This is a genomic window from Ornithinimicrobium sp. F0845 (genome assembly GCF_023015765.1).
In the GTDB taxonomy this organism is placed as follows: Bacteria; Actinomycetota; Actinomycetes; order Actinomycetales; family Dermatophilaceae; genus Ornithinicoccus.
In genome coordinates this window covers 220,187-236,884 of record NZ_JALKAL010000002.1, presented here as the reverse complement: position 1 = coordinate 236,884, position 16,698 = coordinate 220,187, and the positions used below count along the sequence as shown (strand labels likewise).

The window sequence follows — 16,698 nt, the reverse complement described above, 5'->3', positions numbered from 1 at the left end:
ACTTCAGGCCATGAGCACACCGATCACCATCGACGGTTACCGGATCGAGCCGCTGACGCCCCAGACCTGGCCGGCCTACGCCGACCTCGCCGAGAAGCACAACGGGGTCTGGGGCGGCTGCTGGTGCCTGTGGTTCCATCAGCCGCTGGACCCGCAGGAGCGTGCCCTCGGCGGCCGGGCGCTGAAGGAGAAGTTCGTCCGGGAGGGCCGCACCCACGCTGCCGTGGTGCTGGACGGTGAGCGGGCGATCGCCTGGTGCCAGTTCGGCACGGTGGCCGAGCTGCCCAACATCCACCACCGCAAGGAGTGGGAGAAGGGCGTGACGAGGGTGCCCGACTATCGACTGACCTGCCTGTTCGTGGACCGCGACGTCCGCAGGGACGGGGTCGCCGCCGTGGCGGTGCGCGGTGCCCTCGAGCTCATCGCGCGGGCCGGTGGCGGCACGGTGGAGTCCTACCCGCACGACCTGCCCGAGGGCAGGAAGACGTCCGCGTCCTTCCTCTACAACAGCACCCGGACCATGTATGAGCGGCTCGGCTTCACCTACGATCGGCCCAAGGGCAAGGGCAACTGCGTGATGTCGATGGTGGTGATGGCCGACCACGGCTGACTCCTGGGCCGCCCCCCAGGTGCCGGCCGGTGGCTCAGGCGGCGGTGGGGCGCTTGTCCTTCTTCTTCTTCGGTCCTGCGCCCTTCTTCTGCTTTGCGCCGTCGAGCTTGACGAGCTTGCGCTTCCTGACGGTGTAGCCGTCCGGGAGTGTGCCCTCCGCGAGCATCCGCAAGGGGCAGCGGGAGCACTTGGGCTTGCTGGCGCAGCACTTCTTCTTCGGCGTGCGGCCCGCGGCCTGTGTCGCCCGCTTCTTGTCCTTCTTCGGCACGGAAGCAGCGTAGAACATCAGGTTAGGTTGACCTAACAGTGCGCTCGAGAGCTGAGCCTGGCCGGGTGCCCGGGCGCTCCTTGTCCCAGCGGAACCATCTCAGTGGTGCTCGTCAGCAGGATGTCCCGGGCGCACGAGCACGCAGTCGGGGCACAGGCCGTGGCCGGGGAGGCGGTAGTAGAGGCAGCAGCCAGAGCGCTTGAACGCCTCACCAGCCCCGGCGTCGTCCTCGGCCCTCCGGTAGGAGCCTCCCGCGGCCAGCCAGGGCCGTTGCAGCAGGTGGCGGGTCACCGCATCGAGGAACCCGGCCCGCCCGGGCACCTTGCCGCCCACGACCCGCGCGGCCGCGACCAGGCTGGAGGCCGCGTTGCTCACCAGGACGGTGGCCGAGGTGCGGCCATGCTCCTGGCACGCCCGCGTCACGGCGGCGACCGCGCCGTGGACAACGAGGGTCTCGAGGGTCGTGACCGTCTCGCTCAGTTCCTCCACCCTCTGGCCGGCGTCGGGGTCGCCGAGGGCGATGGGGGAGGGGTTGCGGTGGCCGGGGGCCACACGCACCAGGTCGGTCGTCAGCGCGGGGACCCAGTCGTGCAGCGCCACGGAGGCCAGGGCGATCGACCAGAACCGCGACACGAGGCCCACCTGGGCGGCCGAGACCGCGGTCCTGGGCATCACCTGCTCCCGCCGCAAGCCTGTGCCTGCCGCCAGACCGGCGTGCGTGGCGGCGAAGCGCTCGGCGAGGTGCTCGGCGTCCAGCGCCGTCGACAGGCTGAGCAGTCCGTCGGTGCCGACCTGGAACACGGCGAAGCCGCCGAGCTCGGTGAGCTCGGCGGCGCGCTGCGCGGGGGTGAGTATGCCGTCGGGCCCCCGGTCCGGAGCCGTCACGTCAGTGCGGGAGCCGTCACGTCAGTGCGAGCCGTCACGTCAGTGCGAGCCGTCACGTCAGTGCAGGAGCCGTCGCGTCAGTCCTGCTGGTCCTGGGCGTCCAGCACCGCCCGGGCGGCGGAGAAACGGGCGATCGGCACCCGGAACGGTGAGCAGGACACGTAGTTGAGACCGATGGACTCGAACAGCGCGATGGAGGCGGGATCGCCACCGTGCTCGCCGCAGACCCCGAGCTTGAGGTCGGCCTTGGTCCGGCGACCGCCCTCCGAGCCGAGCCGCACCAGCCCGCCGACGCCGTCGACGTCGATCGAGGCGAACGGGTTCTCCGGGACGATGTCCGAGTCGACGTAGGGCGCCAGGAATGACCCCTCCGCGTCGTCGCGGGAGATGCCGATGCCGGTCTGCGTCAGGTCGTTGGTGCCGAAGGAGAAGAAGTCGGCGTGCTCGGCGATCTGGTCGGCGACCACGGCGGCGCGCGGCAGCTCGATCATCGTGCCGACCGTGTAGTCGAACTGCTGACCGCTGGCCTCGAACTCCTCGGCCAGGGTCTCCTCGATCAGCTCGCGCATGCGCTTGAGCTCCTCGGCGAAGGCGACCAGCGGGACCATGATCTCCACGACGGGCTCGCCGCCGCGCTCGCGGACCGCGAAGGCGGCTCGCGCGATGGCACGGACCTGCATGGCCGGGATCTCGGGGTAGAGCAGCGCCAGGCGCACGCCGCGGGTGCCGAGCATGGGGTTCATCTCGGTGAGCTTCTTGACCTGGGCGAGCAGCACCCGGGCCGCACGCAGCTCGTCCTCGGAGCCGCCCTGCAGCTCGAGCCGCTGCACGAGCAGCGCCTGCTCGACCAGGTCCGGGAGGAACTCGTGCAGGGGCGGGTCGAGCAGCCGGATGGTGACCGGCAGGCCGCTCATCGCCTCGAAGATCGCCTCGAAGTCGGCCTGCTGCATGGGCAGGATCTTCTCCAGGGCGGCGGCCCGGGCGTCCTCGTCGCCGGCCAGGATCATCTCGCGCACGGCCGGGAGGCGGTCCTCGGCCATGAACATGTGCTCGGTGCGGCACAAACCGATGCCCTGGGCCCCGAACTCGCGGGCCCGTGCCGCGTCCTCGCCGTTGTCGGCGTTGGCGCGCACGTCCATGCGCCGCACCTCGTCGGCCCAGCCGACCACTGCCGAGAAGTCCTCGTTGATCTGCGGGGGGACCAGCTCCAGAGCGCCGACATAGACCTCACCGGTGGACCCGTCCAGGGTGATGGTGTCGCCCTCGTGCAGGACCGTGTCCCCGATGGTGACCTGCTTGGCGGCGGCGTCGATCTTGGCGGCCGACGCGCCGGCGACGCAGGGCTTGCCCATGCCGCGGGCGACGACGGCTGCGTGCGAGGTCATGCCGCCGTGTGCCGTGAGCACACCCTGGGCGGCGATGGTGCCGGCGATGTCGTCCGGCGTGGTCTCCCAGCGCACCAGGATGACCTGGTCGCCGGCCTTGCCGCGACTCTCGGCAGTGTCGGAGTCGAAGACGATCTCACCGACGGCGGCGCCCGGGGAGGCGTTGAGCCCCTTGGTGATCGGCTTCTGGCCGTGGTCGGGGTCGATGGCCGGGTGCAGCAGCTGGTCGAGCTGGGCGGCCTCGATGCGGCGCAGCGCCTGCTCGCGGGTGATCGTGCCCTCCTCGACGAGGTCGCGGGCCACCTTGAAGGCGGCCGGGGCGGTGCGCTTGCCGTTGCGGGTCTGCAGGAGGTAGAGCTTGCCCTCCTCGACGGTGAACTCGATGTCCTGCATGTCGCCGTAGTGGCCCTCCAGACGCTTCATCGTGTCGAGCAGCTGGCCGTAGGCCTCGGGCAGCACCGACTCCATCTCGGCGAGCGGGCGTGGGGTGCGGATGCCGGCGACCACGTCCTCTCCCTGGGCGTTGACGAGGAACTCGCCATAGAGCTCCTGGGCGCCGGTGGAGGGGTTGCGGGTGAAGCACACGCCGGTGGCCGAGGTGTCGCCGCGGTTGCCGAAGACCATCTGCATCACGTTGACGGCGGTGCCCAGGGAGTCGGAGATGCCGTGGGCCTTGCGGTAGACGCCGGCCCGCGGGTTCATCCAGGACCGGAAGACCGCGTCGACGGCCCGCTGCAACTGCTCGCGCGGGTCGGCGGGGAACTCGGCGCCCATGTGCTCCCGGGCCACGCCCTTGAACTTCTCGACGAGTTCCTGGAGGTCCTCGACCGACAGGTCGGTGTCCTGCTCGGCCCCTCGGGTCCGCTTGAGCGCGGTCAGCTCGTCCTCGAAGGCGTGGGCCGGGACACCCTCGACGACCTCGCCGTACATCTGGATGAACCGCCGGTAGGAGTCCCACGCGAAGCGCGGGTTGTCCGCCTCCGCCCCGAGTGCGTCCACGGTGTCGTCCCCGATCCCGAGGTTGAGGATCGTGTCCATCATGCCGGGCATCGACACGACGGCGCCGGAGCGGACCGAGACCAGGAGCGGCCGCTCGGCCGAGCCGAGGACGCGCCCGGTGCGCTGCTCGAGCCGCTCGAGCGCCTCCTGCGTCTCTGCCCACAGGGTGCTCGGCCACTCACCGCCGGCGTTCATCGAGTCGATGGAGGCGGTCGTGGTGATGGTGAAGCCGTCCGGCACCGGGACGCCCAGGCGCATCATCTCCGCGACGTTGGCCCCCTTCCCGCCGAGCAGTCCCTTCATCGACGCATCGCCGTCGGCCAGGTCGTAGAGGTATCGGGTGGTCTGGGCGTCGTCGCTCATCGGGTCTCCTCGGTGACGTCGTGTGCTCGGGGGACGGCCCGCACCGTCTCCATGTGCGCAGACTACTGGCACCCGACGGCGCCCTGGGTCGGCGGCCGCGTGAGATTGACGACAGCGACCGCGGTCAGCTGCCCGTCGCGGTCAGCTGCCGGTCGCGGCCTCGCGGCGCCGCTCCACGATCTCGATCACCCGGCCGGCGGCCTCCTCCAGGGCCAGGGCCGTGGTGTCGATGACGGGGCAGCCGAGCCGGCGCTGGATCGCGCCGACCTCGTCCAGCTCCTCATAGATCCGTATCAGCTCGGTGTAGCCGTCGCCCTGCCGCAGGCTGCCGAGCGCCCGGACCCGCTTCTGCCGGATCTCCTTGAGCCGCTCGGGGTCCAGGGTCAGCCCCACGATCTTCCAGCGGTCGACCGAGAAGAGCTCATCCGGCGGCGCGATCCCCCGCACCAGCGGGATGTTGGAGGTGCGGTAGCCCAGGTACCCCAGATACATCGACAGCGGCGTCTTGCCCGAGCGCGACACCCCGATCAGCACGATGTCGGCCTGGGTCAGCGGGTTGGTCAGGTGCCCGTCGTCGTTGGCGATGGCGAACTCCATCGCCTGGATCCGCTTGAAGTAGTCCTCGCCCACGCCGACCGGCCGGATGACGCGCTCGGGGGCGGCGCCGGTCGCGGACTGCAGGGCGCTCAGCGCGGGCTCCAGCAGGTCGGCGTGCGGGATGCCGCGCTCCGCGCAGAGCTCGGCGACCAGCGCCCGCAGCTCGTCGTCGACGACGGTGGAGAAGACCGCCATGCGGTGCTCGGCCGGGTCCAGCGTGCGGATCACCGCCCGCAGTCCGGCCGCCGAGGTGATCCGCGGGTGCCGGATGATCCGCACGTCGTAGGCGGCATACTGCGCCGCAGAGGCGCGCGCCACGCGCGCAGCGGTGTCACCGGTCGAGTCGGCGATGACGTGCAGTTCCAGCGGCGGCCCATTCATGGGCCCCAGTATGTCGCCCCTAATTCTTGGGGAGGTTCTGCACGCCTCTCGCGCCTCTTTGGGGAGGTTTTGCACGCCTCTCGCGTCTCTTTGGGGAGGTTTTGAACGCCTCTCGCGCCTCCTTGGGGGAGGTCTTGCCCGCGTGCCAGACTGCCGCAGTGGCCGGAATCGAGACCAGCGAGCTGCCCGTGGTCGCCGTCGTCGGGGCGACCGCCACGGGCAAGTCCGATCTGGGAGTCGCCCTGGCCCAGGCGCTGGGCGGCGAGATCATCAACGCCGACGCCTCCCAGCTCTACCGCGGCATGGACATCGGCACGGCCAAGCTGACCACTGCGGAGCGCCAGGGGGTCACTCACCACCAGCTGGACGTCCTCGACGTGAGGCGGGAGGCCAGCGTCGCGGCCTACCAGACCGCCGCGCGGGTCGATCTGGATGCGATCCGCGCGCGTGGCCACGTCCCGGTGGTCGTCGGCGGCTCCGGGCTCTACGTGCGAGCCCTGCTCGACCTGCTGGAGATCCCCCCGACCGATCCTGTCGTGCGGGAGCGGTGGGAGACCGAGCTGGAGGCGATGGGGGTCGACGCCCTCTACGCGCACCTGGTCCGGGTCGACCCGGAGGCGGCCGAGCGCATCGAGCCGCGCAACGGTCGCCGGATCGTCCGGGCGCTGGAGGTGATCGAGCTGACCGGTCGCCCGTTCAGCGCCACGCTGCCGCGGCGGGAGTATGCCGTGCCGACGGTGCAGCTCGGCCTGACCGCCGAGCGTCCGGTGCTGGACGAGCGGATCGCACGCCGGGTGGACCGGATGTGGCAGCAGGACCTGGTGGCGGAGGTGCGCGCCCTGGAGCAGGCGGGTCTGCGGGAGGGGCGCACCGCCTCCCGAGCGATCGGCTACGCCCAGGTCCTGGCGTTCTTCGACGGTGAGGTCACCGAGCAGGCGGCGCGGGAGGCCACGGTCACCGCCACCCGCCGCCTGGTGCGCCGCCAGGAGGCGTGGTTCCGACCCGACCCGCGCATCACGTGGCTCGAGCACGACGCGGGCGACCTGGTGGAGCGCGCCCTCGCGGCGGTCCTGAGCGCAGCCTCGACCCGCTGACCCCCCGCGCGACCAGCTGCGGCGCCACGGCATGGACGAGGCCTGGTCCAATCCCCCGACGGAGCGGCGCCGTACAATCCGGCATGAGCCTGTGGACCCACACCTCGAGCACCCTCCCGACCGGCAGCCGTCGCCCGAGCCGGCCCAGCGCCCGCCGCGCGGCGACCGCGATCCTGGCCCTCGGCATACTCCCGGCCGTGCTGTCCGGCTGCTCCGGCGAGGAGGAGCCGGAGTCGCCCGCCGCCACCGTCGAGGACGGCGCAGCCCTGATCACGATCACCGACTTCGAGTACACCCTGACCGGCGCCGTCGAGCCCGGCGCGACGATCACGGTGACCAACGAGGACAGCGTCGGGCACACCGTGACCTCAGACGAGGAGGGCATCTTCGACGTCGCGGTCGGCCCGGGTGAGACGGTCACCTTCACCGCGCCGGACGAGCCGGGGGACTACCCCTACCACTGCATCCCGCACCCGGCGATGGTGTCGGTCCTGACGGTGGGGTGAGTCCGGTGGCCGAGCGGGTGGTCCGGGGCCTGGTGGTGCTGGCCCTCGTCGTCGACGCGGTGATCCACCTGCGGCTCGCACCCCAGATGCAGCTCGCGGCGCCGGGCGGGATCGGTGGCGGCTGGTTGTTCCGGATCCAGGCGGTCGTGGCCCTGCTCGCCGCGGTGTACCTGCTGTGGAAGGGGAGCCGGCTCGCCTACCTCGTCGCGGCGGTCGTCCTGATCTCGGTCTTCGGCGCGGTGATGACCTATGCCTTCGTCGACCTGCCCGCGATCGGTCCGATCCCGCCGATGTATGACCCGCTCTGGTATCCCGAGAAGACCCTCAGCGCGGTGGTCGAGGGGGCCGGCGCGCTGCTGGCGCTGGTCGGGCTGTGGCTGACGTCGCGGCAGGTCAGGGACGTGCCACGCGGATGAGCCGGAAGCCGCCGCTCGTGGCGGGCCGGTCGACGACCAGGTCGGGGAACTCGGTGGTCAGCCACCTCAGCAGCGAGTCGGCCCCGAGGTTCTTCTGGACCACCAGCCAGGCCTCACCGCCGGCCGCCAGCCGGGGCAGCCAGGTCCGCATCATCCCGTGCAGCACGGCCTTGCCGACCCGGATCGGCGGGTTGGACCAGATCAGGTCGTATGCCGTGTGCTCGGGCACGTCCTCCGGTGCCAGGGCGGTGACGGCGCAGCCGAGGACGGCGGCGTTGCGACGCACCAGGTCGAGGGCCCGCTGGTTGACGTCGACCGCGTGGACGGTCGCCGCGGGGGAGTGCAGGGCCAGGGTGAGCGCCATGGGTCCCCAGCCGCTGCCCAGGTCGAGGAAGGTGCCGGTCGCCGGTGGCTCCGGGGCGTGCTTGAGCAGCACGGCGGTGCCCTTGTCGATGCCGTCGGGGGAGAAGATCCCGGCCGCCGTCTGCACCGTCACGGGACGGCCCGCGAGCACCACGTCACGCTCCCGCAGCTCGGCGGGCGAGGCGGGTTCGGCGGAGAAATAGTGGTCCTGCGGCATCCCGGGAAGTGTAGACGGGACGAAACCGGTGGCTCCGCGCGTTGAACGGTGAGATCCTGAGGAGAACATGACAGACGCACGCACCCAGCACCCCGACCGACCCGGCCTGCTCGACCAGCGCGCCGCCGCGCTGCACAGGGAGACCGAGGATCCGACATACGACGAGGGACTGGAGTCCTTCGACGGCGAACAGCTCGACCGCGAGGAGCGCGAGGCGCTCCGTCGCGTCGCCGGGCTGTCCACCGAGCTCGAGGACGTCACCGAGGTCGAGTACCGCCAGCTGCGGCTCGAGCGGGTCGTCCTCGCCGGCATCTGGACCGACGGGACGCAGACCGACGCCGAGAACTCGCTGCGCGAGCTCGCCGCGCTCGCCGAGACCGCGGGCTCGACCGTCCTTGAGGGACTGATCCAGCGGCGCACCAACCCGGACCCGGCGACCTACCTGGGCTCCGGCAAGGCGGAGGAGCTGCGCGACATCGTCATCGCCGAGGGGGCGGACACCGTCGTCGTCGACGGTGAGCTCGGCCCGTCGCAGCGCCGTGCCCTCGAGGACGTGGTCAAGGTCAAGGTGATCGACCGGACCGCGCTGATCCTGGACATCTTCGCCCAGCACGCCAAGTCCAAGGAGGGCCGCGCGCAGGTCGAGCTGGCCCAGCTGCAGTACCTCCTGCCGCGCCTGCGTGGTTGGGGTGAGTCGATGTCCCGGCAGGCCGGTGGACGCGTGGCCGGCGGTGAGGGCATCGGCTCCCGCGGCCCCGGTGAGACCAAGATCGAGCTGGACCGGCGACGGATCAACCAGCGGATCGCCAAGCTGCGCCGTGACATCATGAGCATGAAGACCACGCGCGACACCAAGCGCGCCTCGCGCAAGGTCAACCACATCCCGTCGGTGGCGATCGTCGGCTACACCAACGCCGGCAAGTCCTCGCTGTTGAACCGGCTCACCGGTGCCGGTGTCCTCGTCCAGGACCAGCTGTTCGCGACGCTGGACACCACGGTGCGCCGGGCGGAGACGTCCGAGGGACGGCCCTACACCCTCACCGACACCGTCGGCTTCGTGCGGGCGCTGCCGCACCAGCTGGTGGAGGCGTTCCGGTCCACCCTTGAGGAGGCCGCCGACGCCGACCTGCTGCTCCACGTCGTGGACGGCGCGCACCCGGACCCGGAGGGCCAGATCGTCGCGGTGCACGAGGTGCTCGCCGACGTCGACGCCGGCGATGTCCGGGAGATCATCGCGGTCAACAAGGCCGACCTGGCCGACCCGGAGGTGCTGGACCGGCTGGAGCGCGCCTACCCCGACGTCGCGATCGTCTCGGCCCGCACCGGTCAGGGCGTCGAGGCGCTGATCGCGCGGGTCGAGGCCGCGCTGCCGCGGCCGGAGATCGAGGTCGACGTGCTGGTGCCCTACGACCGGGGCGACCTGGTCAGCCGTCTGCACGCCGAGGGCGACGTCCTCACCGAGGAGCACACCGCCGAGGGCACGCGGGTCACCGCCAAGGTCTCCGAGGACCTCCACGGCGTCCTGGGCTCGTACGCCGTCTGACCCCCAAAAATATAGGGGTTTTGTCGGTCCCCCACGGGTTTTCGTAGCGGTTTTGTTGGTCCCGCCACGCCTCGGAGCTGCTTCGTACCCCGGAACCTGCGCGATCGCCGTCGCGTCCCACCCGCATCGAGGGTGGCCGACCGCGTCATCCGTGCCGGGAGGACAGAGGTATGACGCAGGTGCTGGGATTGCTGCTCGCGATGGTCCTCGGGATGGCCGGGTTTGGCGGCTGCACCTCTGGGGAGCCGCCGCCATTGGACCCTGGCCCTCCGGCCGCCCGGATCGGCACCCTGCTGGCCTCCTGGGACGAGGGGAGCGTCCCGGACTTGCGGGACAACCCCGAGTTCCGGCTGGGTTCCTGGCTTGTCACCACCGAGACGGAGATGGAGCAGCTTCTGGCGAGTGAACCGCTCGGCCCCGACCGGACTGCCCTCGCCGGCGTCGATCTCGAGGAGAGCGTCCTCGTCGTGGGTGGCTACCACGCCTGCCAGGAGCGAGGGACCGTGTGGAGCGACGGCTCCTCCGTGTGGTTCGACCCGCTCGTCCCGCCAGAGCGTGAGGGGATCGAGTGTGCGTGGTCGCCGTTCACGGTCGACGTCTTCGAGGTCCCGCGCAGCTACTTCGGCGACGAGCCCAGCCTGGTGCCCCCGCCCTGGGGCGACCCGAGCTGAGCGCGGCACTGACAGCAAAACCACGAGACGCGGCGGGTGCGCCAGCGAAACCCCTGAGAAAGGGCGGGGTGAAGCAGCAAAACCCCTGCGAAATTGGGGGAGAACCACAAGTGATGCTTACAGTAAGCGCGTGTTAGTCATGCTCGTGCGGCGCCTGCACGTCGACCTCGGGTGCACGGCCAGCGACCTCTGTCGCCGGTGAGCCGACCCCCCGCACCCGACCACCGACATACCCCGAAGGAACCCGACCCATGACTGACCACCTGCCCGTCCTCGACCTGTCCCTCGCCAACGACCCTGCCACCGCCGCGCAGTTCCGCGAGCAGCTGCGCGAGGCGACGCACGACTACGGCTTCTTCTACCTCGTCGGCCACGGCATCGACCCTGACCTGACCCGCGAGATCATCAGCGTCTCCCGCGAGTTCTTCGCCCTGCCCGAGGCCGACAAGCTGGAAATCGAGAACGTCCTCAGCCCGCACTACCGCGGCTACACCCGCGTCGGTGGCGAGCGCACCCAGGGGAAGGTCGACTGGCGCGAGCAGATCGACATCGGGCCAGAGCGCGAGGCCGTGCCCGCTGGACCGGACGTCCCCGACTACTGGGTCCTGCAGGGCCCGAACCTCTGGCCCAGCGCCCTGCCGCGGGTCCGCGAGGTCGTCGAGACGTGGAACCAGACCCTGTCGGAGGTGTCCACGAGGCTGTTGGCCGAGTGGGCCGAGTCGCTCGGGCAGCCGCGCGACGTGTTCGACGAGACCTTCAGGGACACGCCGGCCACGCTCACCAAGGTCGTGCGCTACCCGGGTCGCGTCGAGGGCGGGACCACGCAGGGCGTCGGCTGGCACAACGACTCCGGCGTGCTCACCCTGCTGCTCGTGGAGCCCGGCAAGGCGGGCCTCCAGGTGGAGCGGAACGGCGTGCCGCTGGACGCGCCGCCGATCGAGGGTGCCCTCATCGTCAACATCGGCGAGATGCTCGAGTGGGCCACCGACGGCTACCTCAAGGCGACCAACCACCGGGTCCTGGCTCCCGAGCCGGGCACCGACCGCATCTCGGTGCCCTACTTCCACAACCCCGCCCTCGACGCCGTCTTCCCGAAGCTGACGCTGCCCCCGGAGCTGGCCGCCCGGGCTCCCGGGGTGACGCTCGACGAGAGCAACCCGATCGTCGGTGTCTACGGCGCGAACGCCCTCAAGAGCCGGGTCCGCGCCCACCCCGACGTCACCGAGCGGCACAACTCGCACCTGGCGCCGCCCGCCCGGCGCACCGCCTGAGGCGCGGGGCTCGAGCGGCAGGACGTGCGCGCCAGCGGATCCGAGCGGACTCCCGAAACGCCAACGGAGCGCGAGGGATCGACGAAAGCCCTGAAAAAAGGCGGGCCGGACCGACAAAACCACTACGAAAATGCGGGGCGGACCGACAGAACCACTACCAAAATTGTGGGAGGGTCGGTGGCGTGAACGCCGAGCAGCAACGCCTCGAGGAGTCCGACGACCCCCGCGCGCCCTGGCGGACCTGGGGGCCCTACGTCTCGGCCCGCCAGTGGGGCACGGTGCGGGAGGACTACTCCGCGGACGGCAACGCGTGGGACTACTTTCCCTTCGACCACGCCCACCAGCGCACCTACCGCTGGGGCGAGGACGGGCTCGCGGGCATCTGCGACCTCGACGGCTACCTCAACCTCGGCCTGGCGCTGTGGAACGGGCGCGACGACCGGCTCAAGGAGCGGCTCTTCGGCCTCACCAACCCGCAGGGCAACCACGGTGAGGACGCCAAGGAGTACTGGTGGGCGCTCGACGGCACGCCCACGCACAGCTACGCCCGGTGGCTCTACCGCTACCCGCAGGCCGCCTTTCCCTACCGGGAGCTGGTCGAGCGCAACGCCGCCCGCGGCTTCGCGGACGACGAGTTCGAGCTGACCGACACCGGGGTGCTGCAGCAGGACCGCTTCTTCGACGTGGTCGTCACGCACGCCAAGGCGTCGCCGACCGACCTCGTCACGGAGGTCACCGCGACCAACCACGGGCCGGACGCCGCGCCGCTGCACCTGCTGCCGCACCTCTGGTTCCGCAACACCTGGTCCTGGGGGCTGGACGACCGTCGCCCGGAGATCGTGGTCGCCACCGCGCCGGGGGAGTATGCCGGGGAGCAGGGAAGCGGCGACCCGCACCGGGAGCAGGTGGTCCTGGAGGCACGCCACCACGAGCTGGGCCGGGTCCGCCTGAGCGCTGACGGTTCGCCGCGGGTGCTCTTCTGCGACAACGAGACCAACCTGGCCTCCCTCTACGGCGAGGACGCGGCGCCGCCGGACCACACGGCATACCCCAAGGACGCGATCAACCAGACCGTCGTCCACGGCGAGGAGGCCACCAACCCGGACCGCGTCGGCACCAAGGCCGCCCTGTGGTGGAGCTTCGAGGCCGTGCCGCCGGGGGAGAGCGTCACGGTGCGGGTGCGCCTGACCCAGCTCTCTGGCGGGGAGCCCAAGGGAGAAGCCGAGGAGGTGCTCACGCAGCGCGGCCTGGAGGCTGACGCCTTCTACGACGCGGTGATCCCGCAGGACACGGCCGAGGAGGACCGCCACATCGCGCGCCGGGCGTTCGCCGGGCTGCAGTGGGGCAAGCAGCTCTATCTGTATGACGTGCCCCGTTGGCTCGCCGGGGACCCCGCCCAGCCGCCGCCACCCCCCGGACGGGCGGATCGGCATACTGGCCGCAACGCCCACTGGCAGCACGTCAACCTGGCCGAGGTCATCTCGATGCCGGACGAGTGGGAGTATCCCTGGTTCGCGACCTGGGACCTGGCCTTCCACTGCGTGCCGCTGGCCCACGTCGACCCGGCGTTCGCCAAGTTCCAGCTGCTGCTGATGTGCCGCGAGTGGGCGATGCACCCCAATGGTCAGCTGCCGGCCTACGAGTGGAACTTCTCCGACGTCAACCCGCCGGTGCACCCGTGGGCGGCGTGGCAGGTCTACAGCATCGACGGCAACCGGGACCGGGACTTCCTGCAGCGGATCGTGCTCAAGATGCTGCTCAACTTCCCGTGGTGGGTGAACCGCAAGGACGCCGACGGGTCCAACGTCTTCGAGGGCGGCTTCCTCGGGATGGACAACGTCGGGCTCTTCGATCGCTCCGAGGAGCTGCCCGGTGGGGGCCGGCTGGAGCAGGCGGACGCCACGGCCTGGATGGGGATGTTCTGCCTGCGGATGCTGCGGATGGCGGTGGAGCTCGCCCGCGAGGACCGCGCGTGGGACGAGGTCGCCACCAAGTTCCTGGTCCACTTCCTGGCCATCGCCGAGGTCATGGAGGACACCGGCACCGACGACACCTCGCTGTGGGACCCGGAGGTGAGCTTCTTCCAGGACGTCCTGGTGGAGGCCGATGGGACGGCCCACCGGATGCCGGTCCGCTCGATGGTCGGTCTCCTCCCCCTGACCGGGGTCTCCATCCTGCCGAACTGGGTGGCGCAGGAGCTGCCCGACCTCACCGACTTCCTGCGGGGATGGACCGAGCGGCGACCGGAGCTGCAGGATGCGTTGCTGCACACCAACTTCCGCGGCTACTCGGTCCGCACCCTGTCGATGGTCAGCCAGGAGCAGCTCGCGTCGCTGGTGGGATATCTCGTGGATGAGGACGAGTTCCTGGCGCCGCACGGGATCCGGTCGCTGTCGGCGGCCCACCGGGACGGGTTGAGGGTGCGGGTCGGTGGGGACGAGCTCGGACTGAGCTATGAGCCGGCCGAGTCCCGGTCGGGGATGTTCGGCGGCAACTCCAACTGGCGCGGGCCGATCTGGTTCCCGGTCAACTCGCTGCTCACCGATGCCCTGCGGATCTACGGCCGGGGAGCCGGGGTCGACCTGCGGGTGGAGTTCCCGACCGGGTCGGGTCAGGAGCGGTCACTGACGCAGGTCGCGACCGAGCTGGAGCAGCGGTTGGTCTCGTTGTTCCGGCCCGGTCCGGACGGCCGGCGGCCGAGCACCCCGATCCACCACCCGAGCGGTCCGCTGTGGGACGAGCACCCGACCTTCAGCGAGTACTTCAACGGCGACGACGGCACCGGACTCGGCGCCTCGCACCAGACCGGGTGGACCGCGATGGTCGCGCACTTCATCTGTGCACCGGAGGGCATCACCAACCGCTGAGGGTGTGGCCCGGGGTCATCAGCTGCCCGACGAGGGTGCCGTGGGCGGCGCAGTGTTCGCGGGCCGGGTGGCCCAGTCGGCGGGGAGACTGGCGGGCTCGGAGCAGAGCAGCTCGGCGCCTGGAGTGTCTGGCGTGATGACGGGGGCCGCCGGGTCGAAGTCGTCCGGGAGCGGCGCGACCTGCAGGCAGAACTCCCACTCGGTCGCCTGCTCCGGCAGGTCAGCCGGGCCCGGGACCGCGAAGAGCGTGCGGTCCGGGATGGCCGCCTCCAGCGGCAGGATCGCCTGACCGCCGCCGCCCAGGCCGCGGCCCGGGTCGAGGACGGTGGCGGCCACTGCGTACGAGCCGCCGTCCGCGTCGTCGAGCACCGGGAAGGTCTGCTGGCTGAGCCGAACCCGGCCCTCCGGGGTGCCGAACGCCCAGACCGCCTGGTCACGCTGATCCGGCAGCACCATGGAGTGGGGGTCGACGCCCTCGAACTGTGGGCGGCGCGGGACGCCCCGGGCGACCAGCACGGGCTCCTCGGCCGTGCTGTTGAGCGTCCAGCTGACCATGAGCCACTCGGGCCCGAAGATGTAGCCGACCCCGGGTGCTCCGAGCGACAGCCACGGGTCGAACGCGAGTGAGCCCGCCAGCGACGACGCCGGGTCGGCTGTCGCGCCCGGATCGGGTGTCGCGCCCGGGTCGGGCCCGGTCGAGGCGGTGGCGGTCTCCTCGGACCCGGTGGGCTGGGGCGTCGCGGTGACCACGGTCGAGGGCACCTCGACATCCGGTGCCGCGCTCTGGACGCAGCCGGCCAGTCCGAGGGCGGCTGCCGCGATGCACACGGTGACGCCCAGCCGTGGCCTGACCAAAGAGCTCGCAGTCATCCTGACCCCGTGTCGGTTGATCCGATTATCCATGGTAGGTACCGAGCAGTTCGGTCTGCGACGGCGCCCTTCGTGGCACGACCTCCCGCTGTCGTGGTCAGGCGGGCGGCTCTCTGGTCTACACCGTGTCGTGGTGGGCCCTGGTGATGCCAGCATCGTTGTTCCACACGACGCTCTGGTACTGCTACCTGTGACCCACGCAGACGTTCTCAGTGGCAGACCGAAGGGGGCTTGTCGTGATGAATCTGTCCTCACGTGTGGCGACCTCGACACGGGCTCAATCGATGCCTGCCCCCCGTCGATGATGGGGTCGTCGACGCGCATGACTGAAGGGTCGACCTGACACCCAGTTGCGGTGGAAGGACGCAGGGTGCAGCTCAACAGATCCGATGTCACCTACCGGTGCAGCAGTCCCAACCAACGTCATCGCCAACCAGGCGACGCCCTTGAACGTGGACTCGTCCATGTTGTCGTAGGACCGCAGCGCGGCAGCCAGGTGCGCGCGGAAGTCCGCCCAGGATGTCCAAAGACCGTGTCCAGGGTGCGCGTTACGCACGCGCCCGTAACGCGACGCCGCGAAGGCGCCGAGCATGGCTTCAGTAGGGGCAGGGTTGTTGTTATGAGGTCAGTTGACGATTGTCCAGTCGATGGGCTTGACGGAACGGCTCTCGAACCAGCGGTTGACCTCGCCGAAGGGGTTCGAGCCGCGGAATGGGCGTTCGGTGCCTGCTGTCCGCTGAACAGACCTCGGCGATGGGTGGCTGGAGGCGAAGACCGCCACCTCTGGCTCCAGATACTTACGCATGCCGTGGGAGGGGACTCCCCAAAGCAACGCAGCAATCGGCCGAGCTTCCGCTTCTCCTCGGATTGCTTTCATCGCGGCCACCGCGAGTGGCGGCCACCACCGAATATGCCGTTTGGGCCGCGCATGCCTGTCGCGGGGAAGGGTCAGAGCGCGGTTCAGCAACATGACGCCCTGCGCGGTCCATGCAGAAAGGTCACCCACTCCCGGCGTCGGGTAGTGGGCCGGGAGTTCCTCGTACATGTTGGCCAAGGAGTCCGGGACGTCGCCGGCTGGGCCAGTGGAGAAGCTCAACCCCATCGCGCGCGCTGCACTTGGGTAGGGATCCTGTCCCAGGATCAGCACGCGCACCTGACTGAGCGGCAACTCGAAAGCGCGCCAGAGGACCGAGTTCGGCTCATCCTCGACCGGCAAATATGGGCCGGCAGCGGTCACCCTCTCAAGGCAGTCGTCGACCTTGAAGTCGATCCCAGGGTCGACCGCACGAAGCCCAGCGACCCAGCCGGGGGCAACCCTCTTGTCCCCGGCAGGTCGGTCCAAGATCCGCACTGGTTCCAGCATGAGCCCAAGCGTATGGCCGAGTGTCCTAC

Annotated in this window: 15 protein-coding genes; 8 read left to right on the top strand and 7 right to left on the bottom strand. The window is 70.6% G+C overall.

Annotation, left to right across the window (positions count from 1 at the left end; translation table 11 throughout):
• Positions 1–10 precede the first annotated feature (10 nt).
• On the top strand, positions 11–610 hold the full coding sequence (locus MWU75_RS04410) for a GNAT family N-acetyltransferase (RefSeq protein ID WP_247088460.1): 600 nt from the start codon (positions 11–13) through the stop codon (positions 608–610).
• Positions 611–644: 34 nt separating this feature from the next.
• Here the strand turns inward: MWU75_RS04410 and MWU75_RS04405 are convergent, their stop codons facing one another.
• The 4 genes from MWU75_RS04405 to MWU75_RS04390 all read right to left on the bottom strand — a co-directional run bounded on the left by MWU75_RS04405 (position 645) and on the right by MWU75_RS04390 (position 5,488).
• A complete protein-coding gene (locus tag MWU75_RS04405; protein WP_247088458.1) occupies positions 645–878 on the bottom strand; it encodes a hypothetical protein in 234 nt (77 codons plus the stop codon).
• Positions 879–977: 99 nt separating this feature from the next.
• Positions 978–1,763, bottom strand: a complete 786-nt coding sequence (locus tag MWU75_RS04400; RefSeq protein ID WP_247088456.1) for a (2Fe-2S)-binding protein — start codon at positions 1,761–1,763, stop codon at positions 978–980.
• A gap of 77 nt (positions 1,764–1,840) precedes the next feature.
• Entirely contained in the window at positions 1,841–4,510 is a 2,670-nt protein-coding gene (gene ppdK / locus MWU75_RS04395; protein ID WP_247088454.1) for a pyruvate, phosphate dikinase, read from the bottom strand.
• 141 nt (positions 4,511–4,651) lie between these two features.
• On the bottom strand, positions 4,652–5,488 hold the full coding sequence (locus MWU75_RS04390; RefSeq protein ID WP_247088453.1) for a pyruvate, water dikinase regulatory protein: 837 nt from the start codon (positions 5,486–5,488) through the stop codon (positions 4,652–4,654).
• A gap of 158 nt (positions 5,489–5,646) precedes the next feature.
• Here MWU75_RS04390 and miaA point away from each other — a divergent pair, with 158 nt between their 5' ends.
• From miaA to MWU75_RS04375, 3 genes are all read left to right on the top strand, one after another.
• Entirely contained in the window at positions 5,647–6,582 is a 936-nt protein-coding gene (miaA, locus tag MWU75_RS04385; RefSeq protein WP_247088451.1) for a tRNA (adenosine(37)-N6)-dimethylallyltransferase MiaA, read from the top strand.
• An 83-nt stretch (positions 6,583–6,665) separates the two neighbouring features.
• Positions 6,666–7,088: a plastocyanin/azurin family copper-binding protein gene (locus MWU75_RS04380; protein ID WP_247088449.1), complete on the top strand. Its 423-nt coding sequence runs from the start codon at positions 6,666–6,668 to the stop codon at positions 7,086–7,088.
• Between the two features lie 5 nt (positions 7,089–7,093).
• The gene (locus tag MWU75_RS04375; RefSeq protein WP_247088447.1) at positions 7,094–7,504 is read left to right on the top strand and encodes a hypothetical protein; all 411 of its coding nucleotides are present in this window, start codon (positions 7,094–7,096) and stop codon (positions 7,502–7,504) included.
• Here MWU75_RS04375 and MWU75_RS04370 read toward each other — a convergent pair.
• A complete protein-coding gene (locus MWU75_RS04370) occupies positions 7,482–8,084 on the bottom strand; it encodes a methyltransferase (RefSeq protein ID WP_247088445.1) in 603 nt (200 codons plus the stop codon). The genes MWU75_RS04375 and MWU75_RS04370 overlap by 23 nt on opposite strands.
• A 67-nt stretch (positions 8,085–8,151) precedes the next feature.
• On the opposite strand from MWU75_RS04370, the gene hflX reads away from it, so the two are divergent.
• From hflX to MWU75_RS04350, 4 genes are all read left to right on the top strand, one after another.
• Positions 8,152–9,627 carry a GTPase HflX gene (gene hflX, locus MWU75_RS04365; RefSeq protein WP_247088443.1) on the top strand — a complete coding sequence of 492 codons (1,476 nt, stop codon included), beginning with the start codon at positions 8,152–8,154 and terminating at the stop codon, positions 9,625–9,627.
• 170 nt (positions 9,628–9,797) lie between these two features.
• Positions 9,798–10,298 (top strand): hypothetical protein, encoded by a 501-nt coding sequence (locus MWU75_RS04360; RefSeq protein ID WP_247088441.1) that lies wholly within the window; start codon positions 9,798–9,800, stop codon positions 10,296–10,298.
• A gap of 251 nt (positions 10,299–10,549) precedes the next feature.
• The gene (locus tag MWU75_RS04355) at positions 10,550–11,569 is read left to right on the top strand and encodes a 2-oxoglutarate and iron-dependent oxygenase domain-containing protein (RefSeq protein ID WP_247088439.1); all 1,020 of its coding nucleotides are present in this window, start codon (positions 10,550–10,552) and stop codon (positions 11,567–11,569) included.
• Positions 11,570–11,751: 182 nt separating this feature from the next.
• Entirely contained in the window at positions 11,752–14,436 is a 2,685-nt protein-coding gene (locus MWU75_RS04350; RefSeq protein WP_247088437.1) for a glucosidase, read from the top strand.
• An 18-nt stretch (positions 14,437–14,454) separates the two neighbouring features.
• Here the strand turns inward: MWU75_RS04350 and MWU75_RS04345 are convergent, their stop codons facing one another.
• Together MWU75_RS04345 and MWU75_RS04340 are read right to left on the bottom strand one after the other, a co-directional pair.
• Positions 14,455–15,306, bottom strand: a complete 852-nt coding sequence (locus MWU75_RS04345) for a hypothetical protein (RefSeq protein WP_247088435.1) — start codon at positions 15,304–15,306, stop codon at positions 14,455–14,457.
• Positions 15,307–15,931: 625 nt separating this feature from the next.
• On the bottom strand, positions 15,932–16,669 hold the full coding sequence (locus MWU75_RS04340; protein WP_247088433.1) for a uracil-DNA glycosylase: 738 nt from the start codon (positions 16,667–16,669) through the stop codon (positions 15,932–15,934).
• Positions 16,670–16,698 lie beyond the last annotated feature (29 nt).